Source organism: Frigoribacterium sp. Leaf415 (assembly GCF_001424645.1).
In the GTDB taxonomy this organism is placed as follows: Bacteria; Actinomycetota; Actinomycetes; order Actinomycetales; family Microbacteriaceae; genus Frigoribacterium.
In genome coordinates this window covers 1,396,815-1,416,909 of sequence record NZ_LMQR01000001.1, presented here as the reverse complement: position 1 = coordinate 1,416,909, position 20,095 = coordinate 1,396,815, and the positions used below count along the sequence as shown (strand labels likewise).

Genomic DNA, 20,095 nt, shown 5'->3' with positions numbered 1-20,095 from the left:
CGCCTCAGCTGGTGTCATCGTGTCGACCTCTCGCCGGGGAAGCGCGGGGCCCGGGTGGGGCCGCCCTTGCGGGGACTTCCACGGCGAAGCTACCATCAGGCGGACACAGACATCCACCAGGTGGACACCCTTCGGGGTGGGATCGCCGGTGCGAACCGCTGCAACCATCACAAGGGAGTGATCGTGTGGGCAATCTGATCGACAGGAACAGGCGCAAGGTCGTCACGGGGGCCGTCGGCATCGTCGCGACCGCGGTGCTCGTCGGCTTCGCGGCCGTCGACGCCGGCGACGGCACGGCGGGCGCCGACCCCCGCGCCAAGCTGACGATGATGGCGCCCGCGGCGCCCGGCGGCGGGTGGGACCTCGCGGCCCGTGAGGCGCAGCAGGCCCTTCGCGCGGCGTCGATCGTCAACAACGTGCAGGTGGTGAACGTGCCCGGCGCCGGCGGCACCATCGGCCTCAGCCAGTTCGTCGGCCTGGGTGCCGACCCCACGAACCTCATGATGACCGGCACGGTCATGGAAGGCGCGATCACGGTCAACGGGTCGGACGTCGACCTCTCGGACACGACGCCCATCGCCAAGTTGGCCGAGGACTACGAGGTCTTCATCGTCCCCGCGGACTCGCCCTACGAGACGATCGACGACTTCGTCGCGGCCTGGAGCGAGGCCCCGCAGAGCCACCCGATCGGCGGCGGCGGGCTCGGCGGGACCGACCACCTGCTCGCCGGCCTGTTCGCCCGCGAGGTCGGCGTCGACCCCGGTGACATCAACTACGTCTCTTACGCGGGCGGTGGCGAGGTGTTGACCGCCCTGCTCTCGGGCACGGTCGAGATCGGCGTCAGCGGCTACAACGAGTTCAGCGACCAGATCGAGGCCGGCAACCTGCGGGCCCTCGCGCTCTCGGCCGAGGAACCCGTCGACGGCATCGACGCCCCGACGTTCATCGAGCAGGGCATCGACGTGCACCTGCCGAACTGGCGCGGTCTCGTCGCCCCGAAGGACATCACCGACGCCGAGCGCGACGAACTCGTCGCGATCATCGACGAGATGGTCGCCTCCGACGAGTGGCAGGACACCCTGAGGCGCAACTCCTGGGCCCCGGCGGTGGTCACCGGAGAGGACTTCGCCGACTTCATCGCCGAGGACCAGGCCCGGGTGAACACGATCATCGAGGAGCTGGGCCTGTGAGCGGCGTCATCCGGACCGTCTCGGTCACGCGCCGGGCCGTCGTCGTCGCGGACGGGTTCTGGCGCCGACGCACGGGCCTGATCGTGCCGGCGCTCATGCTGGTCATCGGGTTGGCCCTCGTCGTCGGCACGGTGACGATGCGCGTGCCCGACACCGCCACCTCGCCCGGGCCCCAGGTCTTCCCGGCGATCGTGGCGGCCCTCGTGCTGATCGTGGCCGTGCTGCTCGCGATCGACGTGCTGCGCAAGCCCGAGGCCGCCACCGTCGAGATCGCCCAGCCCGCCGCCCCCGGCGACGTGGACGACCTCGACCTCGACGGCGAACCCGTCGAGCGACGCCCGACCAGCAACCACCGGGCCCTGCTCGGCGCACTCGGCACGGTGGTGGTGTTCATCGCCGCCCTCACGCCGCTCGGCTGGCTGCTCGCCGGAGCCGTGCTGTTCTGGGGCATCGCCCGGTCGCTCGGCAGTCAGCGTCCGGTCTTCGACATCTTCCTGGCACTGGCGATCTCGTCGATCGTGCAGCTCGCCTTCTCGGCCGGACTCGGCCTCAACCTGCCTCCCGGCATCCTCGAGGGGATCTTCTGATGGAATCGCTCGCCAACCTCGGGGACGGGTTCCTCACCGTCCTGACCCCGATCAACATGCTCTGGGTGCTGATCGGGGCCGTGCTCGGCACGGCCGTCGGCGTCCTGCCCGGCCTCGGCTCGGCCATGGCCGTCGCCCTCCTGCTGCCCGTGACCTTCTCGCTCGACCCGATCGGCGCCTTCATCATGTTCGCGGGCGTGCTCTTCGGCGGTCTGTTCGGTGACTCGATCTCGGGCATCCTGATGAACACGCCGGGCAACAGCACGGCCATCGCCGGCACGATCGAGGGCCACAAGATGGCCACGAGCGGCCGGGCCGCCCAGGCCCTCGCGACCTCGGCGATCGGCGCCTTCATCGGCGGCATCATCGCGTCGGTGCTGGTCGTGTTCTTCGCCCCACGGCTCGCCGAGCTCGCGACGCTGTTCGGCCCGGCCGAGTACCTCGCCCTGGCGGTGTTCGCCTTCGTGGCGATCTCGGCGGTCGTCACCGAGTCGGTGCTGCGCGGCCTCGCCGCCCTCGGCATCGGCCTGGCGATCTCGGTCGTCGGCATCGACGGCATCTCGGGCGCCTCGCGCTTCACGGCCGGCGTGCCCGAGCTGTTCGACGGCATCGACATCGTCGTGATCACCGTCGGTCTGCTGGCGCTCGGCGAGGTCTTCAGCGTCGCGGCGAAGCGAGGCACCCCCGACGAGACGGCGCTCGTGCCCTCGCGCGGTCGTCTCTGGCTGTCCCGTCACGAGTTCCGCCTCGCGGCGCCGGCCTGGCTGCGCGGCACGGCGATCGGCATCCCGTTCGGCATCATCCCGGTGGGCGGCGCCGAGGTGCCGACCTTCCTCGCCTACGGCACCGAGCGCCGACTCGACGCCCGCCGCAAGGACTCGATGTTCGGCCGCGGTGCCATCCAGGGCGTCGCCGGCCCGGAAGCCGCCGGCAACGCCACGGCCGGCACGGCGATGGGCGCGCTGCTCGCGCTCGGGCTGCCGACCTCCGCCACGGCGGCGATCCTGCTCGCCGCGTTCCGCCAGTACGGCCTGCAGCCCGGGCCCCTGCTGTTCGAGCGCGCCCCCGACCTCGTCTGGGCACTGCTCGCCAGCTTCTTCGTCGGCATGGTGGTGCTGCTGATCCTCAACCTGCCGTTCGCCCCGCTCTGGGCCAAGCTGCTCAAGGTGCCGCGCCACTACCTGTACGCGGGCATCTCGGTCTTCGCGATGCTCGGCGTCTACGCGACGAGCGCGAAGATCCTCGACCTCGTGCTCGTCACGGTGATCGGGCTGATCGGGTTCCTCATGCGCCGCTACGGACTGCCGGTCGCACCGATGCTCATCGCGATCATCCTCGGCCCGCTCGCCGAGACCGAGTTCCGGCGGGCGATGGCCGTCAGCGAGAGCGACCCGGCCATCCTCGTGTCGAGCCCGATCTCGGTGACCCTCTACGTCGTGCTCCTGCTCGCCGTCGCCGGCGCCGCCTTCCAGAAGATCCGCAGCCGGAGGACCGTCGCCCAGGCGATCGCCGACCGCCAGAGAGAGACCGTGTGACCCAGCCCCACGACCCCGCCCCGCCCCACGACCGCCCCCGACCGCTCGACGGCGTCCGCGTCCTCGACATGACCAACGTCCTCGCCGGCCCCTACGCGGCGTACCAGCTCGCCCTGCTCGGTGCCGACGTGATCAAGGTCGAGACGCCGCACGGGGGCGACCTCGCCCGCCAGCTGGGGGCGTCCGCAGAACTGAACCAGCGCCTCCTCGGCATCTCGTTCCTGGCGCAGAACGCGCAGAAGCGGTCGCTGACGGTCGACCTGAAGAAGCCGGGCGGGGCCGAGGTGCTGCGGCGGGCGGTGGCCGAGGCCGACGTGCTGCTCGAGAACTTCCGACCCGGGGTGCTCGAACGGCTCGGCTTCGGCTGGGACGTGCTGCGGGGGATCAACCCGCGGCTCGTGTACGCGGCGATCTCGGGGTTCGGGCAGACCGGCCCGCTGCGCGGCAAGCCCGCGTACGACCAGATCATCCAGGGCAGCTCGGGCATGATGAGCGTCACCGGCACGCCCGAGACGGCCCCGTTGCGGGCCGGTTACCCGATCGCCGACACGCTCGGCGGGCTGGCGGCGGCGTTCGCGATCTCGTCGGCGCTGCTCGGTCGCGAGCGGACCGGGGTGGGTTCGGTCATCGACGTGTCCATGCTCGAGACCGCGGCGACCGCCATGGGCTGGGTCGTCTCGAACCACCTCGTCGCCGGCACCGAGCCGCGGCCGCTCGGCAACGACAACGGCACGGCGGCTCCCTCGGGCACGTTCGCGACCGGCGACGGAGCGCTCAACATCGCGGCCAACAAGCAGGAGCAGTTCGAGTCGCTCTGCACCCTGATCGGTCGTGCCGACCTCGCCGTCGACGCCCGGTTCGCCGCCCGCGAGGACCGCAAGACCCACCGCGCCGCGCTCACCCACGAGATCGAGGCGGCGCTGGCCACCCGCGGCGCCGCCGAGTGGGAGGCGCTGCTGAGCGACGCCGGCGTGCCCGCCGCGGCGGTGCTGACCGTGGCCGAGATGCTCGACAGCCCGCAGGTGCGCGACCGCGAACTCGTGCACGAGCTGCCCTTCCCGGGCGGCGCGGAGGGCGACGACCCGTTGCGCGTGATGGGGCACGGCATCCGCGTCGACGGCGTGCCCGGGGCACCGACCCTGCCGCCACCTCTGCTCGGGCAGCACACCGACGAGATCCTCGCCGAGCTCGGCTTCGACGCCGACGAGATCCACGACCTCAGGGAAGGAGGCGCGGTGTGAGCGCCGACGACAGAGCCGACCTCGAGGCCCGCCTCGCCGCGGCACAGGCCGAGACCGTCCGGCTCGAGGCGAAGATCGCCTCGACCACCGCTTGGTGGTCGACCGGCATCACCAAGATCGAACCCGGCGTCATCGAGCTGCGCGGCTACCCCGTGCAGCAGCTGATCGGCAACCTCGGCTTCGTCGAGACGGTCTGGCTGATGACGCGCGGCGAACGGCCCGATCCGGCGCAGGCCGCGCTGCTCGAGGCCGCGCTCGTCGCGAGCGTCGACCACGGCCCGCAGGCGCCGTCGATCGCCGGCGCGCGCATGGCGATCACCTGCGGGGTCGGCCTGAACTCGGCCGTCGCCAACGGCGTCAACGTGCTGGGCGACACCCACGGAGGCGCGGGTCAGCAGTGCGTCCAGCTGCTGAACCGTCTGGTCGCCTCACACCGCGACACCGGTGCACCGCTCGACGCCCTGGCCGCCGCCGAGGTCGCGGCCCACAAGGCCCGGGGCGAGTTCGTGCCCGGGTTCGGGCACCGCTTCCACCCGCGCGACCCGCGCCGCGACCCGCTGCTGGCCCTCGTCGAGCGGGCGCGCGACGACGGCGTGGTCGAGGGGCGTCACCTCGACGCGGCCCTCGCCGTCGAAGGCGTGCTGGTGTCCCGGAACGTGCCGATGAACATCGACGGGGTGTCGGCCGTGGTCTACGGCGAACTCGGCATCGAACCCGAACTGGCCCGCGGGCTGTTCGTGCTGTCGCGGTCGGTGGGCATCCTCGCCCACGCCTGGGAGGAGCGCGGCTCGGGCCAGCGCATCAAGGGTCCGCTGCCCAAGGGCTTCCTGGCCGACTACACGGGCCCCGCCACCCGCGACCTCTGAGTTCCCGGCAGCCGTTCCCGCGGTCGCACCGGTGAGGCCCGCTCCGGGAACCGGGCGAGGTCGGCGGACACGGGCCGACGCGGACGCCCGTGTCCGCCGAACTCGCCCGGAAGGTCGAACCCGCCCGGAAGCCCGGATGAGTCGACCGCGGGTCAGGCGAGCGCGGCCGGGTCGAGGCCGTGCTGCTCGACCTCGATCGCCTGGCGGATCGTCAGCGGGTAGATGCGCGACAGCTCGGGGCTCGACGGGTCGCTCGAGATGTAGGCCACGCTCTCGACGTGCTGCTCGAACGCGTTGACCTTGTCGCGCGGCGCGCCCACCACGAGCTGGAAGCCCAGCGAGGTCAGCGCCGCCAGCGCCCGGCCGGTGTACTCGGCGTCGGCCTTGACGAAGCCCTCGTCGAGCACGATCGGCGCGTAGGTCGGCACCCGGTCGGTGCCGTCGCCCAGCCGGAACCGCAGGGCGGCCCCGAGCACGAACGCGATGAGCTCCTGCCCCTCGCCACCGGACTTGCCGGCCACACCCTCGTGCACGATCTGCGTGCCGTCGGCCCGGGTCTCGATCGCCCGGAACTGGTAGTGCTCGCGGGCGTCCAGCACCCGGCGTCGCCAGGCGTCGCCGACCTTCGACTTCTCCTCGAGGTGGGCGAGGTCGCGGCGGAGCCTCAGGAACCGGCGCTCGACCTCGGACGCGTCCCGCGCCTCCGGGGTCTGCGCCTGCGAGGACCGTCCGTCCGAGGACCGTGCCTCGGACGTGCCCTCGGCCCCGCCGGTGTGCTCTCGCAGGGTGCGCTTGAACTCGAGCAGGTCGCCGTTCGACACCGGCCGCGGCTCGATGTCGAGCGTCGAGCCCTGGCGGAACTCGATCGACCGCAACGCCTGCGAGATCGGGCGGACGCCGCGGCGGATGACGTGGCCGTCCTCCTCGATCTGGACGAGCAGCGCCCGCAGGCTGTCGCCCACGTCGCTGCCGGCCTTCTCGAGCCACCGCTGCTTCGCGTGCGGCAGGTCGTCCTCGACGAGCTGCCGGTGGATCGCCCTGACCGACGGCAGGCTCTCGATCGTCGCGTCGATGCCCGCGGTGCGGTCGAGTTCGAGGTATCGCTCGAAGACGACGACGAGCGTCGACTCGGCGTTCGCCCGGTCGCGGTCGTGCGCGTCGACCTGGGCCCGCAGCTGCGACGCGGCGTCCCGGTAGAGCCGGGCGACGTCGGTCGCCTCGCGGGGTGCGGCGAACGGCAGCGGCGCGAGGAGTGCCCGTTCGTCGTCGGTGAGGGGCTCGGCGTCGGCGGCGTCCGCGAACTCGTCCTCGATGTCGACGAGCGTCGCGTGCTTCTCGTCGAGCTGCGCGAGGACCTGGTCGATCTCGGCCAGGCGGCGCGTCGCGGCGGAGCGGTCGTCGTCGTGCTGCGTGGCCTCGGCCTGCAACGTCGCGAGCTCGGGACGCTCGACCGCGATGCGGTCGACCTGGGCGCGCAGGTCGTCGAGCCTCGCCTGCGCGGGGGCGGTGTCGAGCTCGTCCCAGGTGAACTCCTTCGCCCGGGCGACGGCGTCGGCGACGCGACGGCGGTCGGCCGCCTCGGCCTCGATCGCGTCGTACTCGCCACGGACCCGGGCCAGCACGGCTTCCAGGTCGACGATCTCGTCGCCGAGCTCGGCGATGCGTGCCGCGTTGTCGAGGCCGATCCACGAGCGGGTCGCCCGGTCGTCCTTGATCACGCGGTCGCGCGACCCGGTGCGGAGGCCCCGCCGGGTGACGGCGCCGCGGGTGCCGGCCGGGCGCGGGTCGTCCAAGTCGTCGGGACCCTCGACGCAGAGCACGCTCCGGTCGGCGACGAGCTCGTCGTGCAGCCAGCCCCGGAACGGGCTGGCCGGGTCGAGCCGCACCATCGCGGGCACGGTGTGGTCGACGGGCGTGAGGGTCGGCTCGGCCTCGGCGGTCGCCGGCACGAGCGTGACGCGTCCGCGCACGTCGTTCTCGTTCACCCAGCGGCGCACGGCGTCGAAGTGCGCGCGGTCGACGAGGAGGTGCGTGGCGAGATCGCCGAGCACCCGCTCGATCGCGACGGCCCACCCGGTGTGCTCGGGCGCGACCTCGAACAGCTCGCCGGCGTAGGGCAGGCTCGACACCGGCACGCCCGCCCCCTCGGCGATGCGGCGACGTCGCTCGATCGCGTCGTCGGGCACGTTGCTGCGGCGCTGCTCGAACGACCGCTTCTGCTTCTCGAGGGCGGCGAGGGCCCGCTTGGTCTCGCCGATGCGGGCGGCGAGGTCGCTGCGGGCGTCGGCGGTCGCGGCGCGGGCCGCGGCGTCGTCGGCCGCGAGGCGGTCGGCGCGCTGCCCGAGGGCGACGAGTTGCTCGTCGTTCCGGGGGAGGGACTCGCCGGTCCCGTCCAGGGCGGCGGCGAGCCGGCCGCGGGTGCGCTCGACGGCGGCGAGCTCGGCCTCGGCGGCGGCCACGTGCTCGCGGAGCGACTGCGTGGGATCGCCCCCGAGCTCGCTGATCCGCGCCAGGGCCTGTTCACGGGACCGGAACGCGAGCTGCTCGTCCGCCTGGGCGCGCCTCCGGCGTTCGCCCTGCTCGCGCTTCTCGGTCGTGACGCGGTCGACCTCGCCGCTGACCCAGCTGCCGACGCGTTCGGCCAGCCAGACGCGCAGGCGGCTGGGCCCGTCGGCGTCCGCGAGCAGGCGGCGCTTGGCCGACCCGTCGCGGCCGGCGAGCTCGTACCGGTCGGCGAGCGTCGGCACGCCCTCGAGCACGTCGAGCTTCTTGCGGGTCGTCTCGAACACGTCGTAGAGCGCGGACGCCTCGCGGTAGGTGGCGAGCGTGGTCTCCCACCGGCTGAGCGCCTGCGGCTGGACGAGCACGAACTGCTTGAAGAGGTCGTCGATCGAGAACACGCCCTTGGACGCCTGCGCCCGCCGCAGGAGGGTCAGGGCCTTGAGTTGCGACTCGTCGCTGCCGCCGATGCCGAGCTGACCGCAGAGCTGCACCCGCAGCTCGGGCTGCGACGAGGTCGCGAGGTCGTGGGCGGGGTCGAGCAGACGGGCGAGAGAGCCGCGGGTCAGCGGGTTCTGGCTCGTGCCCTCGCGGGTCACCTCGGAGAGGCGGCTGAGGTCGAAGCGGCCCTGCACGAGCAGGTAGACGCTCGCCTGGGTGACGTCGTCCTGGCTCGCGGTGTCCTCGCCGATCCAGGCGACGCGGACGGCCGTGACGGTCTGGCCGAGCTCGGTCGACCAGGTGATCGCGGCACCGCTCGGGAACGCCTGGCCGAGCGGTCGCAGGAACCGCGTCGTCGTCCGGTCGGAGGCGGCGTCGCGCACCTCGTCGGTCTTGCCGCGTGCGTAGCTGTAGACCGTGCGCTCGGACCGCTGACGGCTGTCGTCGCGGGCGGCCCGGTTGAACTCTTGCGGGTTGGGCATGATCACCGCGGCCATCGCGTCGAGCACGGTCGACTTGCCGCGGCCGGTGGGGCCGAGGATGGCGATGCCACCGCGCCCCACGGGCATGCGGTGCAGGCCGGCGTAGCTGCCCCAGTTGAGCAGCTGCACCTGCTCGATGCGGTACTGGCCCGAGTGGAACATGCCGAGGTCGGGCGAGGTGTCGGCGATGCTCATGCCTGGGGTGCTTCCGGGTCGGTGTCGGTGTCCGTGTCGGCGTCGTGCGGGGGCTCGAGGTCGAGGTCGAGGTCGAGCGGGACGGCGGTCGGGTCGGGTTCGGGCTCGGGGGCGTCGTCGGCCTGGGCGGCGGGGTCGTCGTCCTCGGCGGGGTCGGGTTCGACCTCGGGTTCGACGGCGATGTCCTCGGCGTCGTCCGTCGCGTCGGCGTCGGCGTCGGCCTCGGCGCGCGCGTCGCCCGGTGCGTCGACCTCGACCTCGCCCTCGCCGGTCACGTCGCCCTCGACCCCCGCCGCCTCGAGGTACACCCGCTCGAGGTGCGCCAGCCGGTCGGCGGTCATCAGCGGAACGATCGCGGGCGAGACGACGAACAGCTCGGGGTCGTCGGGCTCGGCCGTCAGCAGGTCGCGGGCGACGAGCGCGGCGATCGCGGCGTCGACCCGGCGACGCGCCCGCACCTCGTCGGAGCCCGAGTCGTCGTGGTACCGCCCGAGGAACTCGGCGACGGAGTCCTTCGAGATGACGACGGCCTCGTCGAGACCGTCGGTGAAGGCGTGCTCGCGGCGGGCGAAGACCATCAGCAGCGAGGCGTCCCGCGAGAGGGGCTTCTCACGGCGCAGCAGCACGGGCACGTCGTCCTCGCCGCTCTGCCGCTTGAAGGCGACCTCGTGGTCGTGATCGACGACGAGTACGAGGAACAGCTCGTCGAGCCTCGCCCGGATCTCGGGTTCGTGGGCGAGCAGCCCGGCCCAGGCCTCCTGCTGCCGGGCGCGCGACACGAACCGGTGGGTCAACAGCGTGACCAGGGCCTTGCGCCCGGCCAGCGGCAGCGCGTCCGGGACGCCGGCCGCCCCGTCGTCGGCGTCGCCGTCGTCGAAGGCATCGCGGGAGGCGCGCGCCGACTCGTCGACGGAGGGGGCGGTCGCCTCGGCGAAGGAGGCGCGGGTCGCCTCGTCGACGCCGGTCTCGTCCGAGGGGGCTGCGGGGCTCATGCGGGGTCCTTCGTGGAGGTCGGGCTGGTCGTGAGGTCGGCGGCGGTGGGGGCGGCGGGCTCGGCGTCGGGCGGCCCCGCGGGATCGCGCCGGAAGACGAGGCGGGGCAGCGTGACCTGCCGACCCGCGCCTCCTGGACCCGCGCCTCCCGGCCTCGCGTCCGCCGACGCGCCGGGGCCGGTGGGATCGCCGGCGAGCTCGACGGTCTCGGTGTCGTCGCCGACGACGCCGCGCTCGAGCGCCAGGTCGAGCATGCTGAGGACGAGCGCGAGGCGGCGGAACTCGGGCTCGGTGGCGCGGTACACGTCGACGCTCGTGACCTCGTCGTGGTCGGCGAGCAGCCGGTCGATCGTCGCCGAGACGGCCGCCGTGCTCGTGCCCGAGGTGAGGCGGAGGGCGGCCCGGTCGGCCTCGGGCAGGGTCGCGTCGCCGATCGTCACCTGCACGTCGACCGTCGGCCGTGCGCGGTCGGTGTGCAGCTGCACCTGGCTGACGTCGCGGACGTCGAGCGCCCCGAGGCCCAGTCCGTCGCCGTGCTCGACCGGCAGCATGGCGTGGCCCGGCCGACGCTCGGCCCAGACGCCGCCCGCGTGCAGCGCCCGGTCGGCGAGGGTCAGCAGGCGCTGCTGCTGGTCGGAACCCGACCGGCTGAGGAATCGCCGCAGCGAGGACGTCCAGCGACCGTAGGTCTCTTGCACGCTCTGCTCTTCGGCGAGCAGCGACGAGATGAGCGACTCGAGCTGCGTGCGCTGCCGCTCGGTGAGCTGTGCGGCGGCGTCGGGCTGGGCGAGGACCTTCTCGATGTCGGCCCGCATCACGTCGATGCCGCGCGACGACAACATCTGGGCGAAGCCGCGGTAAGCGCGTCCCTCGGGGGTCTGCTCGAGCAGGTCGTTGTCGCGCAGGTACTGGTCGACGAGCGCACCCTTGCCGACGTGTTCGGACGACGCCCGGCGCGCGACCTCGCGGTGCCGCTGCTCGACCATGGCGCCGAGCTGCCGGAAGTCCTCGGGCAGCGACGCGGTCAGACGCACCACCTCGCGGACCTGTCGGCGCAGCACGTCGGGAGCGGTGGGTTCGGTGCCGTGCCGCTCGATCTCGGCCTTGCGGCGCTCGAGCTCGGCGATCTGCTCGTCGAGGCGCGCGAGCTGCGACTCGCGGCTGGGGTCGGCGAGGCCGGCGAGCTGCCCGACGGCATGGGCGATGCTGCCGAGGCGGGCCTCGCTGACGGCGTTGTCGCGCTCGACGAGGTCGCGCACGAGACGCAGCGCCTTGAGCGCGTGCGGCGACAGGCGGTACTCGGCGCGGGCGTCCGGTCCGGAGGCGCGGGTGCGGACGAGCCAGCGGCTCTCGACCCAGCTGCGGCAGTACTCGGCCGGGGTGGTCTTCTGCTCGGCGGGGGCCGGCGTGGCGACGGGCGTCGGGGACGCGGGCCGCGCCTCCTCGAGGTCCCGCTCGGTCGTCGCCGGCTCGGAGGCCGGGTGCTCGGGGGTGGCCTGCTCGAGCGCGGCCTGCTCGGCGGCGTTCTGCTCGAGGGCGTCGGCGACCTGCCGGTGGAACCAGTCGGCCGACACCGGCCCCTCGGCGTGCTCGAGGTGGTGGGAGAAGAGCGGCAGCATCCACCGGGCGTTGTAGCCGCGGAGCAGGGCCCAGGTGGGGTCGTCTTCGTACGCCGCGCGCACGTCGTCGCGGCTCAGGGCGTCGTCGTGCCCCGACGGGTGGTTCACCAAGCAAGACCTCCGGCAATCGTCGGACGACGATACCAACTGGCGACGGTCCGCCCTGCGACGGTGTCGCTCGTGGTCCGCAGAGGCCAGGATGTGGGGACGGGGAATCGGTCCAGATGGGGCGTCGTGGCGACCGTCGTCGTGGCCGTCCTCGTGCTCGGCGCCGGGTGCGCCAGCTCGCAGGACGAACACCGACGGTTCGAGTCGCTCATGGAGGGTGTCGACGGCGTCGTCGAGCTCGAGACCGCAGGGTCCGACTCTCCCCTCGGCACCGTGGTCGCCCAGGCCACGGTCGTGGTCGAGGACGACCTCCCCGACGCCGACCTCGCGGCCGTCGCCGAGCACGTCAGGCCGTTCGTGGCCCGCAACGTCGGCGACTCCTTCGGCTGGCAGTTCGTCGATGTCCGGCGAGGCACCGTCTCGTTCGAGGTGCTCGCCGAGGAGGGCGACACGGCGGCCCAGCTCGACCTCGCCCGGCGCGTCGCGGACGACCCGGTCTTCGCCGAGGTGTCCCTCACCACGCACGCGTTCGGCGAAGGCCGGGCGATCGGAACCGACTCGCCTCGGCAGGGGTTCGGGATCACGGTGGTTCCCTCGGACTCGTCGGACGTCGTCTCGGCGTGGCAGCGGGCACGGTCTCTGCGGGACGCCGCCGCTCAGCTGACCGACGTCGACGTGACGGCCTGGAGCCCGGACTCCCGCCGGTTCGTCACCGAGAACGTCAGCGGGTTCCCCTCGGTCCTCGACGACCCCGCGACGTCCCGCGTCGTCCTCGACGCCGCCGACCAGGCTGGTCTGCTCGACGCGGTCGAGGCCGCCGACCTCGGGGCCGGGCAGGTCGAGGTGTTGCCGGAGGGCATCAGGGTCGATCTCGACGCACCGACCGTCACGGGATACCACTCGCCCGACGAGGTGGCGGAGGCGTCCCCCCGAGCCGCCCGGATCGCCGGCGTCCTCGTCGCCGTGTCGGAGGTGCCCGGCACGTCGATCGGCTTCGTCGACTCACCGGACGAACGGCGGGAGCTCGACGGCGACCTGTCCGCCGCCGAGTCGTTGGTGGACGTCGTGGCGCCCGGCACGGTCACCTACTCGGCCATCAGCGCCCGGTCGGTCGAGGTACGGACATCGGGGCTCGAGGGCGTCGTGCCCGCGATGCAGGCCATCAGTGGTTCCGCGGCCGTGTCCGGGATGGACGAGATCCGCGTCTTGTCCGGTGGAGCCGACCGCAGGGGTCTCTCGTTCTCGGGCCGGCCCGAGGCGCTCGCCGTGCTCGCCGCCGTCGCGGGCGCGATCGTGGCCTCTCCCCGGATCGAGGGCCTGGCCGTGACAGCCACGGCGGGTCGAGTCAGCATCGAGCTCGGTGACACCGTCACCGACGCAGCCCTCGCGGGCGTCGTCGGCGCGGTTCGGACGGCACCGGCCGGGACCGTCGTGACGTTCCGGCGAGACGTCCGAGGGGCGGGCGACCTCGCCACCGAGACGGTCGGCCAGGGGGCGACGAGCGACTGCTCGACGCTCGACGCCGACGACGCGGCATCGTGCGCGATCGTCCGGTCCGCATGGGGTGCGTGATGGTCGGTGCGGTGGCCGGAACCCTCGCCGTCAGAAGCAGCCCTGCGGCGGCCGTCCTGGCCCTGGCGGTCTCGCTGGCCGTGACGGGGTGTGCGGCCGAGGGCGAGGGCACCGGGCAGGACGGCCTGACCGTGGACGACGCCAAGACGGAGACGATGGCGGTCGAGAGGTCGGTCGTGGACTCCTTCCCGGCGGCCGAGGTGGTGTCGGTCGATCAGGCACCCACGGGTGTCCTGCTGAGCTGCTCCGACGACACCTACCAGTGGACGGGCCGGGTCACGGTGCAGATGGACGGTGCCTCGGACCGCACGGCCGTCCTCGACGTCATCGCGGGCGCCTTCGACGATCGGAAGGGGTACGACTCCGCGATCGACGAGCAGACCGGTGACCCTCGCCTCCTCGTGACGGGCCCCGACGGTGCGGCCTACGTGGGTCGGTTCGACGAGTCCTCCCACCTCGTGACCCTCGCCTCGGCCTCTCGGTGCTTCGCGCTGCGCGAGGGCGAGAACTCGTACGACACGTACTGATCGTCACGCCCCGGCAGGGGCCCACGAGCCAGGAGCCACGATGGTGGCCGTCGCCGTGACCATCGTCTTGCGACACGGCGTCACCGTCCGTCACGAAACGTCACGTCGTTCGTGTGGCCCGAGCCTCCGGGCAGAAGATGACGGGACGCGGGGTCGCCGCTCGCCGACGCTCCGCACCGATCCGTCGTCGAGCGCAGGGGAGTCGTCGTGACCAGCAGGAGCACCCGTCCGTCTTCGGCGTCCCGCCGGGCGCCGAGCGATCTCCGGCACACGCTGCAGCACACCGCGGGCGCGGCGTCGTGAGCGGTGTCGGCGACACAGTGCTCGACCCGGCGGGCTCGAGCGAGGTCGGCCCGACCCCGACCGTCCACGTGCGCGGCACCGTGGTCGTCCTGCTCGGGGCGGGCGAGCGAGCGGACGACTTCGCGAGGCTCACCGACCGTCTCGTCTTCGACGGGTACCGGGTCGAGCTGTTCGACGACGTCTCGACCGACGTCCGCGCCGTGCGGGCGGGCGTCGAGCGGCTCGTGCGCGACCGGACACTGCCGAGACCCGTCGTGCTGCTCGGCTCCGACGTCGGCGCGACCCTCGCGGCATCCGTCGCGGCCGACTCGGTCGCGGCCGTGGACGCGGTCGTGCTGACCGGCGTGCTCACCCCGGCCTCGCGACGAGGCCTCGGGCCCGACCGACGGGACGACCGGACCCGGAGGGCGCTGCCGACGGGGTTGTCCCTGCCGGCGGCACGGTCGGTGGTGCAGCCCACCCTGGTCTTCCACGGCGACGGGGACCGGGTCACCGAGGTCGCGGACGCCGTCGCCTGGGCGGCCCAGCTGCCGCGGGGTTCTGTCCGCCTCGTCGGCCAGGGCGGGCACGACGTGCTGCGGGGGCCCGGCCACCGCACGGTGACGGCCTCGATCGTGCTCTTCCTCGAACGGCAGCGCAGTGACGACCCCGTGCTCGTCGACGCGTTCGCGGCGCGCACGCCCCGGCCGACGTGACGCGACGTGTCCGCGTGTGTCGGCCGGGCTGGCACCCCGGGCCCGAACGGTGCACGATCGAACGATGACCTCGCCGATCGACCACGCCGACCCGACACCCGTCGTGCACGTGCTGCACGACAACGCCGAGTGGCTGCCGCCGCTCGTCGCTGCGCTCGACGCCGCGGGGGTGCCCCACCGCGAGCACCTGCTCGACGGGACGTCCTTCGACCTCGCGGCCGCGCCTCCTGAGGGGGTGTTCTGGTCGCGGTTGAGCGGCTCGGCCCACACACGCGGCCGGGGGACCGCCAAGGAGGTCGCCCGCGCGACCCTGCGCTGGGCCGAACGGCACGGGCGCCGGACCATCAACGGCAGCGGTGTCGTCGAACTCGAGGTGAGCAAGGTGGCGCAGTACCTGGCGCTGGCATCCGCCGGCTTCGACGTGCCCGCGACGACCGCCGTGTTCGGCACCGCCGACCTCAAGGCACGGGCCCGCGAGCAGACGCTGCCGTTCATCACGAAGCACAACCAGGGCGGCAAGGGCCTCGGGGTGCGCCGCTTCGACGACCTCGACTCGTTCGACGCGTACGTCGACGGGCCCGACTTCGAGGTGCCGGTCGACGGGATCACCCTGCTGCAGGAGTTCCTGCAGGCCGAGGAACCCTTCAACACCCGCGTCGAGTTCGTCGGCGGGCGGTTCGTCTACGCGGTGCGGGTCGACACCTCGGCGGGCAGCTTCGAACTGTGCCCGGCCGACGCGTGCGTCGTGCCCGACGGTGCCGACCCGGCCACGTTCGCGCCGTTCGCGGTCCGCCCGTCGGTGACCGCCGAGCACCCGCTCGTCCGGCGGCTCGAGGCCTTCGTCGCCGAGCACGGCATCGAGGTCGCCGGCATCGAGTTCATCGAGACCGTCGACGGTCGCTTCGTGCCGTACGACGTCAACACGAACACCAACTACAACCCCGACGTCGAGCGGTCGTCCTCGGTGTCGGCCGCGGCGACGCTCGCCGCGTGGCTGGGCGAGGTGCTGGCGGCGGAGTACGCCGCGACACCCGCCTAGCGGCCTTCACATCGACACCCGCCTGGCGCCGTTCACGTCGACGCCGGCCTCGCGTCGTGCACGTCGACACCGCCGAGTGGACGGCACCCCGTCGTTCCGCGGTTCGTCGTCCACTCGGTGGTGTCGCCGGCCGGGGTGTCAGGGGCCGGCGATCAGGACGACCAGGGCCCAGGCGGCGGGCAGCAGGGCCACGGCCATGATCACGTTGGCCACGAGGAGCGCGGTCACGCGGGCCTCGCGTCCGGCACGGGGCGGCGACCCGCCCCGTGTTGCTGGCTCACGGGCGGGCGTCGACGGGCGAACGGCTCGCAGGCAGACCACGGCGCCGATCACACCGGCCACCGGCACGATCGCGACGGGGACCCAACGGACGGCGTCGTCGGCGCCCCACGGGACGGCCACGGCGACCACGGCCGAGATCAGCCCGACGGCCAACGCGACGACGGCCGTGCGGATGGCCAGGCCAACCCGGTCGACCGCGCGCTCGTCGGGCATCATCGGCCCGGTTCTCCGGTCGAACTCGGCCTCGAGCTGCAGGACTTCGTCGACGACGTCATCCGGCCACGGTACAGACCTCACCCCGGGCAGGTGGACGGGTGCGCGGGCTCATCCGGTCCGGTCCGCTCTGCTGGGCCGTGGGAGACGCCCAGTCGGCGGCGGGCGGAGAGGAGTTCGGCCTCCACCTTTCCTGCTGCTTCTCGGAGGGGTTCGTGTTCCCAGACGCGAACCACCGACCAGCCAGCTCGCTCGAGGCGGGAGGTCGTCGTCACGTCGCGTCGGCGATTGCCGAGCAGCTTGTCGAGCCAGTAATCGCCGTTTCGTCGGGGAAGCTGCGCGTGCTCCTCGCAGTAGTGCCAGAAGCAGCCGTCGACGAACACGGCGACTCGGAGCCGGGGAAAGGACAGGTCAGGTCGACACCGGGTCCCTTCGATCGTACGGTCGACGAAGTACCGCCAGCCCCGGGAGTGGAGCGCCCTCCTGAGAGCGAGCTCCGGCGCGGTGTCCGTGCGGGCGATCCGAATCATCCGCTGGCTGGTGGCTGCGTCGCAGTCGAGGGTGTCAGTGGCGGACGAGCGGATCGAGACCGTCTCGGAGCGGGTCGTCATCGCCTGTCACACCTCCGCCCTCGCACTCTCGGGCGCGGCGCCTCAGCTCGGCGATGTCGTCGGCGTACTGCTCGCACGCGAGGCACGAACACCCGTATTCGTGAGGGCCGGCGATGACGGCGGCTCGAGGCAAGTCCTGGCGGCCTGCGTAGTCCCGGAACGAATGCCGCGGCAGGGTCGAGTAGTAGCCGGCCTCGTCGAACGCGATCTGCCCGAGGAGGTCGAAGGCAGCGAGCTCGGGGCACTCCTCGACGGATCGGTCGGCGTCGTCGAGGCACGCTGCGATGTCTGCTGCGTGATCGGACAGGGGCAGGCGGAGGGGCGTCACGGCCGGTCGCGTGAAGAGGTACCGGAGTTCGTCGTCCAGCGCGGCGACCCAGAGCGGTGCGCCCTCGACGCCGTTCGCCTCGTGGTCGCGGATGAGTCTCGGGTAGAGCAGTTCATGGAGGTCGCATCCCGCTTCGATGATCATGCGTCGACGGTACGGATGGGCTCGCTGCCACAGGGCGGTGCCTCGTCGCCGTGTGGACGATTTCCCCTCACGAGCGGCCTGTGGCCGAGGCGTCCCTGATGGCTGCCCGGCGTGCTCGCCGCACGAGTGGGTCGCGATGGTCCTTCACGGGGCAGGGAACATTTCCCTCTGCGCACTCTGCGAGAGCGTTGCTGACAGACGCCGAGACGGGCTAGCGACGCGGAGGCGCGGGTGGCGCCGGCGAGGTCGCGAACGCCACGGCCGCGAGGCCGGTCAGCACGACCGCACCGATCGTCACGGGTGCGAGCGGCCCGGCGAACGCCCCGGCGAGCCCGACAGGTGTGCCGAGGCCGACGACGAGCTGGCCGATCAGCAGGAGCACGAGGCCGAAGCCGGAGCCGAGCAGGCTCACCCGGGCCAGGTCGTGCAGTCGTTGCGTCCCGTCGGCGAGACGGCGCTTGTCCGACGCTTCTGGCAGGCCGGACGAGAGTCGGCGTCGCATCCGCACGTAGAGCACGAACGCGACGACCGACAGCAGCAGCGGGATCGCACTGCCGATCGTGAGGGCGGTCTGCACGACGCCGAACAGGGCGTCGGTGCCACCGGGGGAGGGCGGGGTGCTCATCGGACTCCGTTCGAGCGGGATGGTGGGTTCACGGGCGGGTTCGTCGCAGACGGGCGCCTCCGACGGCCCGGGGACCACGAACTCGCCCGTCCGCGACCGTCCCGGGCCGAGGGGCCGACAAGCGGACCGGACACGACGACGCCGACCAGGCGGGAGGCGAGGTCGGCGTCGTGGGCCGTGCGGCCGGGTGTCTAGTAGCGGGGCTTGCGGGCGGGCCGCTCGCCACCCTGCGACCGGTCGGGGCGGTCGTCGCGGCGGGGCGCGCCTCCTCGGCGGTCGGGCTTGATCTCGATGAGCTTGCCGCTGATGCGGGTGTCGCTCAGACGGTCGAGCATGTCGGTCGAGACGTCCGAGGCGAGCTCGACGACCGAGAAGTCGGGACGGATCTGGATCGCCCCGAAGTCGTCACGGCTGAGACCGCCCTCGTTCGCCAGGGCACCGACGATCTGACGCGGCTCGACACGGTGACGACGACCGACCTCGATGCGGTACGCCGTCATCGGCTTCGACGTGCGCGGTCCGCGCTCGCGGCGCTCGCCCCGGTCGTCGTCGCGGCCGCCGCGCGGGGCGCGGTCGTCGCGCTCGCGCAGCGGACGCTCGTCGCGCTGCGGTCGCTCGTCCTTCGGGTCGAGCAGCAGGGGCGTCTCGCCCTGGGCGACCACGGCGAGGGCCGCGGCGACGTCGGCTTCGGGCACGTCGTGGTGCTCGACGTAGTGGCTGATGATGTCGCGGAACGCCGAGATGCGGCTGTCCTGCGACAGGGCCTCGGTGATGGCGTCGTCGAACCGGGTGAGCCGGGTGCTGTTGACGTCCTCGACGGTCGGCAGCTGCATCTGCGTGAGCGGCTGACGGGTGGCCTTCTCGATCGCACCCAGCAGGCGGCGCTCGCGCGGCGTGACGAAGCTGATCGCGGCACCGCTGCGGCCGGCACGGCCGGTGCGACCGATGCGGTGCACGTACGACTCGGTGTCGATCGGGATGTCGTAGTTGACGACGTGGCTGATGCGGTCGACGTCGAGACCACGGGCCGCGACGTCGGTCGCCACGAGGATGTCGAGCTTGCCGCTCTTCAGCTGGTTGACCGTGCGCTCGCGCTGGGCCTGGGCGACGTCACCGCTGATGGCCGCGGCCGAGTAGCCGCGGGCGCGCAGCTTCTCGGCGAGGGTCTCGGTCTCGCTCTTGGTGCGGACGAAGATGATCATGCCCTCGAAGTTCTCGACCTCGAGGATGCGCGTCAGGGCGTCGACCTTCTGCGGGTACGACACCATCAGGTAGCGCTGGGTGGTGTTGACCGAGGTCGTGGTCTTCGCCTTGACCGTGATCTCTTCGGCGTCGTTCAGGTACTGCTTCGAGATGCGACGGATCTGCGGCGGCATCGTGGCCGAGAACAGCGCCACCTGCTTGTCGTCGGGGGTGTCGGCGAGGATCGTCTCGACGTCCTCGGCGAAGCCCATCTTGAGCATCTCGTCGGCCTCGTCGAGCACGAGGTACTTGAGCTCGCTGAGATCGAGGGTGCCCTTGGCGAGGTGGTCCATGATGCGACCGGGCGTGCCGACGACGACGTGGACGCCGCGGCGCAGGGCGCTCAGCTGCACGCCGTAGGCCTGGCCGCCGTAGACGGGCAGGACGTGGACGCCACGCATGCCGGAGGCGAACTGCTCGAACGCCTCGCAGACCTGCAACGCGAGCTCGCGCGTCGGCGACAGCACGAGGGCCTGCGGCTTCTTGGCCGAGACGTCGAGGCGCGACAGGATGGGGAGGGCGAAGGCCGCGGTCTTGCCGGTGCCGGTCTGCGCGAGGCCGACGACGTCGCGGCCGTCGAGCAGGGTGGGGATCGTGGCGGCCTGGATGGCCGAAGGGGTCTCGTAGCCGATCTCACGAATGGCCTTCAGGACCTGGTCGCTCAAGCCCAGATCGGCGAACGTCGGCGTCGTGTCGGCTTGCTCTGTGGCGTCGCTCGGGGCTTGCTCGGTGGTGTCACTCATGGTGCAACGGTATCTC

General features: G+C 72.7%; 17 protein-coding genes. 9 read left to right on the top strand and 8 right to left on the bottom strand.

Annotated elements, in window-relative coordinates; all coding sequences use genetic code 11:
- Positions 1–185 precede the first annotated feature (185 nt).
- Genes ASG28_RS06485 through ASG28_RS06465 form a run of 5 tightly spaced genes read left to right on the top strand, consistent with a single transcriptional unit; the run spans position 186 to position 5,419 of the window.
- The gene (locus ASG28_RS06485; RefSeq protein ID WP_235477632.1) at positions 186–1,190 is read left to right on the top strand and encodes a Bug family tripartite tricarboxylate transporter substrate binding protein; all 1,005 of its coding nucleotides are present in this window, start codon (positions 186–188) and stop codon (positions 1,188–1,190) included.
- Positions 1,187–1,777: a tripartite tricarboxylate transporter TctB family protein gene (locus ASG28_RS06480; RefSeq protein WP_200925262.1), complete on the top strand. Its 591-nt coding sequence runs from the start codon at positions 1,187–1,189 to the stop codon at positions 1,775–1,777. The genes ASG28_RS06485 and ASG28_RS06480 overlap by 4 nt, the downstream gene beginning before the upstream one ends.
- Positions 1,777–3,312, top strand: a complete 1,536-nt coding sequence (locus tag ASG28_RS06475; protein WP_055973265.1) for a tripartite tricarboxylate transporter permease — start codon at positions 1,777–1,779, stop codon at positions 3,310–3,312. The genes ASG28_RS06480 and ASG28_RS06475 overlap by 1 nt, the downstream gene beginning before the upstream one ends.
- Positions 3,309–4,553: a CaiB/BaiF CoA transferase family protein gene (locus ASG28_RS06470; protein ID WP_235477627.1), complete on the top strand. Its 1,245-nt coding sequence runs from the start codon at positions 3,309–3,311 to the stop codon at positions 4,551–4,553. The genes ASG28_RS06475 and ASG28_RS06470 overlap by 4 nt, the downstream gene beginning before the upstream one ends.
- Entirely contained in the window at positions 4,550–5,419 is an 870-nt protein-coding gene (locus ASG28_RS06465; RefSeq protein WP_082454448.1) for a citryl-CoA lyase, read from the top strand. Before ASG28_RS06470 ends, ASG28_RS06465 begins: the two co-directional genes overlap by 4 nt.
- Before the next feature lie 152 nt (positions 5,420–5,571).
- Here the strand turns inward: ASG28_RS06465 and ASG28_RS06460 are convergent, their stop codons facing one another.
- The 3 genes from ASG28_RS06460 to ASG28_RS06450 are packed head-to-tail and all read right to left on the bottom strand — an operon-like array spanning position 5,572 to position 11,755.
- Positions 5,572–9,036: an ATP-binding protein gene (locus tag ASG28_RS06460; protein WP_055973262.1), complete on the bottom strand. Its 3,465-nt coding sequence runs from the start codon at positions 9,034–9,036 to the stop codon at positions 5,572–5,574.
- Complete coding sequence (locus tag ASG28_RS06455; RefSeq protein ID WP_055973261.1) at positions 9,033–10,028, bottom strand: DUF4194 domain-containing protein; 996 nt, start codon at positions 10,026–10,028, stop codon at positions 9,033–9,035. Before ASG28_RS06455 ends, ASG28_RS06460 begins: the two co-directional genes overlap by 4 nt.
- Positions 10,025–11,755, bottom strand: coding sequence for a DUF3375 family protein (locus ASG28_RS06450; protein ID WP_055973258.1), 1,731 nt, complete (start codon positions 11,753–11,755; stop codon positions 10,025–10,027). The genes ASG28_RS06455 and ASG28_RS06450 overlap by 4 nt, the downstream gene beginning before the upstream one ends.
- Positions 11,756–11,881: 126 nt before the next feature.
- Here ASG28_RS06450 and ASG28_RS16370 point away from each other — a divergent pair, with 126 nt between their 5' ends.
- The 4 genes from ASG28_RS16370 to ASG28_RS06430 all read left to right on the top strand — a co-directional run bounded on the left by ASG28_RS16370 (position 11,882) and on the right by ASG28_RS06430 (position 15,891).
- A complete protein-coding gene (locus ASG28_RS16370; RefSeq protein WP_055973256.1) occupies positions 11,882–13,327 on the top strand; it encodes a hypothetical protein in 1,446 nt (481 codons plus the stop codon).
- Positions 13,328–13,338: 11 nt separating this feature from the next.
- Positions 13,339–13,854 carry a hypothetical protein gene (locus tag ASG28_RS06440; RefSeq protein WP_157485663.1) on the top strand — a complete coding sequence of 172 codons (516 nt, stop codon included), beginning with the start codon at positions 13,339–13,341 and terminating at the stop codon, positions 13,852–13,854.
- A 299-nt stretch (positions 13,855–14,153) separates the two neighbouring features.
- Positions 14,154–14,852 carry an alpha/beta hydrolase gene (locus tag ASG28_RS06435; protein WP_157485662.1) on the top strand — a complete coding sequence of 233 codons (699 nt, stop codon included), beginning with the start codon at positions 14,154–14,156 and terminating at the stop codon, positions 14,850–14,852.
- A gap of 64 nt (positions 14,853–14,916) precedes the next feature.
- Positions 14,917–15,891 (top strand): ATP-grasp domain-containing protein, encoded by a 975-nt coding sequence (locus tag ASG28_RS06430; protein ID WP_055973247.1) that lies wholly within the window; start codon positions 14,917–14,919, stop codon positions 15,889–15,891.
- Between the two features lie 138 nt (positions 15,892–16,029).
- Here ASG28_RS06430 and ASG28_RS06425 read toward each other — a convergent pair whose 3' ends face one another.
- From ASG28_RS06425 to ASG28_RS06405, 5 genes are all read right to left on the bottom strand, one after another.
- Positions 16,030–16,470: a hypothetical protein gene (locus ASG28_RS06425; RefSeq protein WP_157485661.1), complete on the bottom strand. Its 441-nt coding sequence runs from the start codon at positions 16,468–16,470 to the stop codon at positions 16,030–16,032.
- Positions 16,467–16,997 carry a very short patch repair endonuclease gene (locus ASG28_RS06420; protein WP_082454442.1) on the bottom strand — a complete coding sequence of 177 codons (531 nt, stop codon included), beginning with the start codon at positions 16,995–16,997 and terminating at the stop codon, positions 16,467–16,469. The genes ASG28_RS06425 and ASG28_RS06420 overlap by 4 nt, the downstream gene beginning before the upstream one ends.
- Entirely contained in the window at positions 16,951–17,469 is a 519-nt protein-coding gene (locus ASG28_RS06415; protein WP_055973240.1) for a hypothetical protein, read from the bottom strand. The genes ASG28_RS06420 and ASG28_RS06415 overlap by 47 nt, the downstream gene beginning before the upstream one ends.
- Before the next feature lie 211 nt (positions 17,470–17,680).
- Positions 17,681–18,094 carry a hypothetical protein gene (locus tag ASG28_RS06410; protein WP_055973237.1) on the bottom strand — a complete coding sequence of 138 codons (414 nt, stop codon included), beginning with the start codon at positions 18,092–18,094 and terminating at the stop codon, positions 17,681–17,683.
- Positions 18,095–18,285: 191 nt separating this feature from the next.
- On the bottom strand, positions 18,286–20,079 hold the full coding sequence (locus ASG28_RS06405; RefSeq protein WP_043594821.1) for a DEAD/DEAH box helicase: 1,794 nt from the start codon (positions 20,077–20,079) through the stop codon (positions 18,286–18,288).
- Positions 20,080–20,095 lie beyond the last annotated feature (16 nt).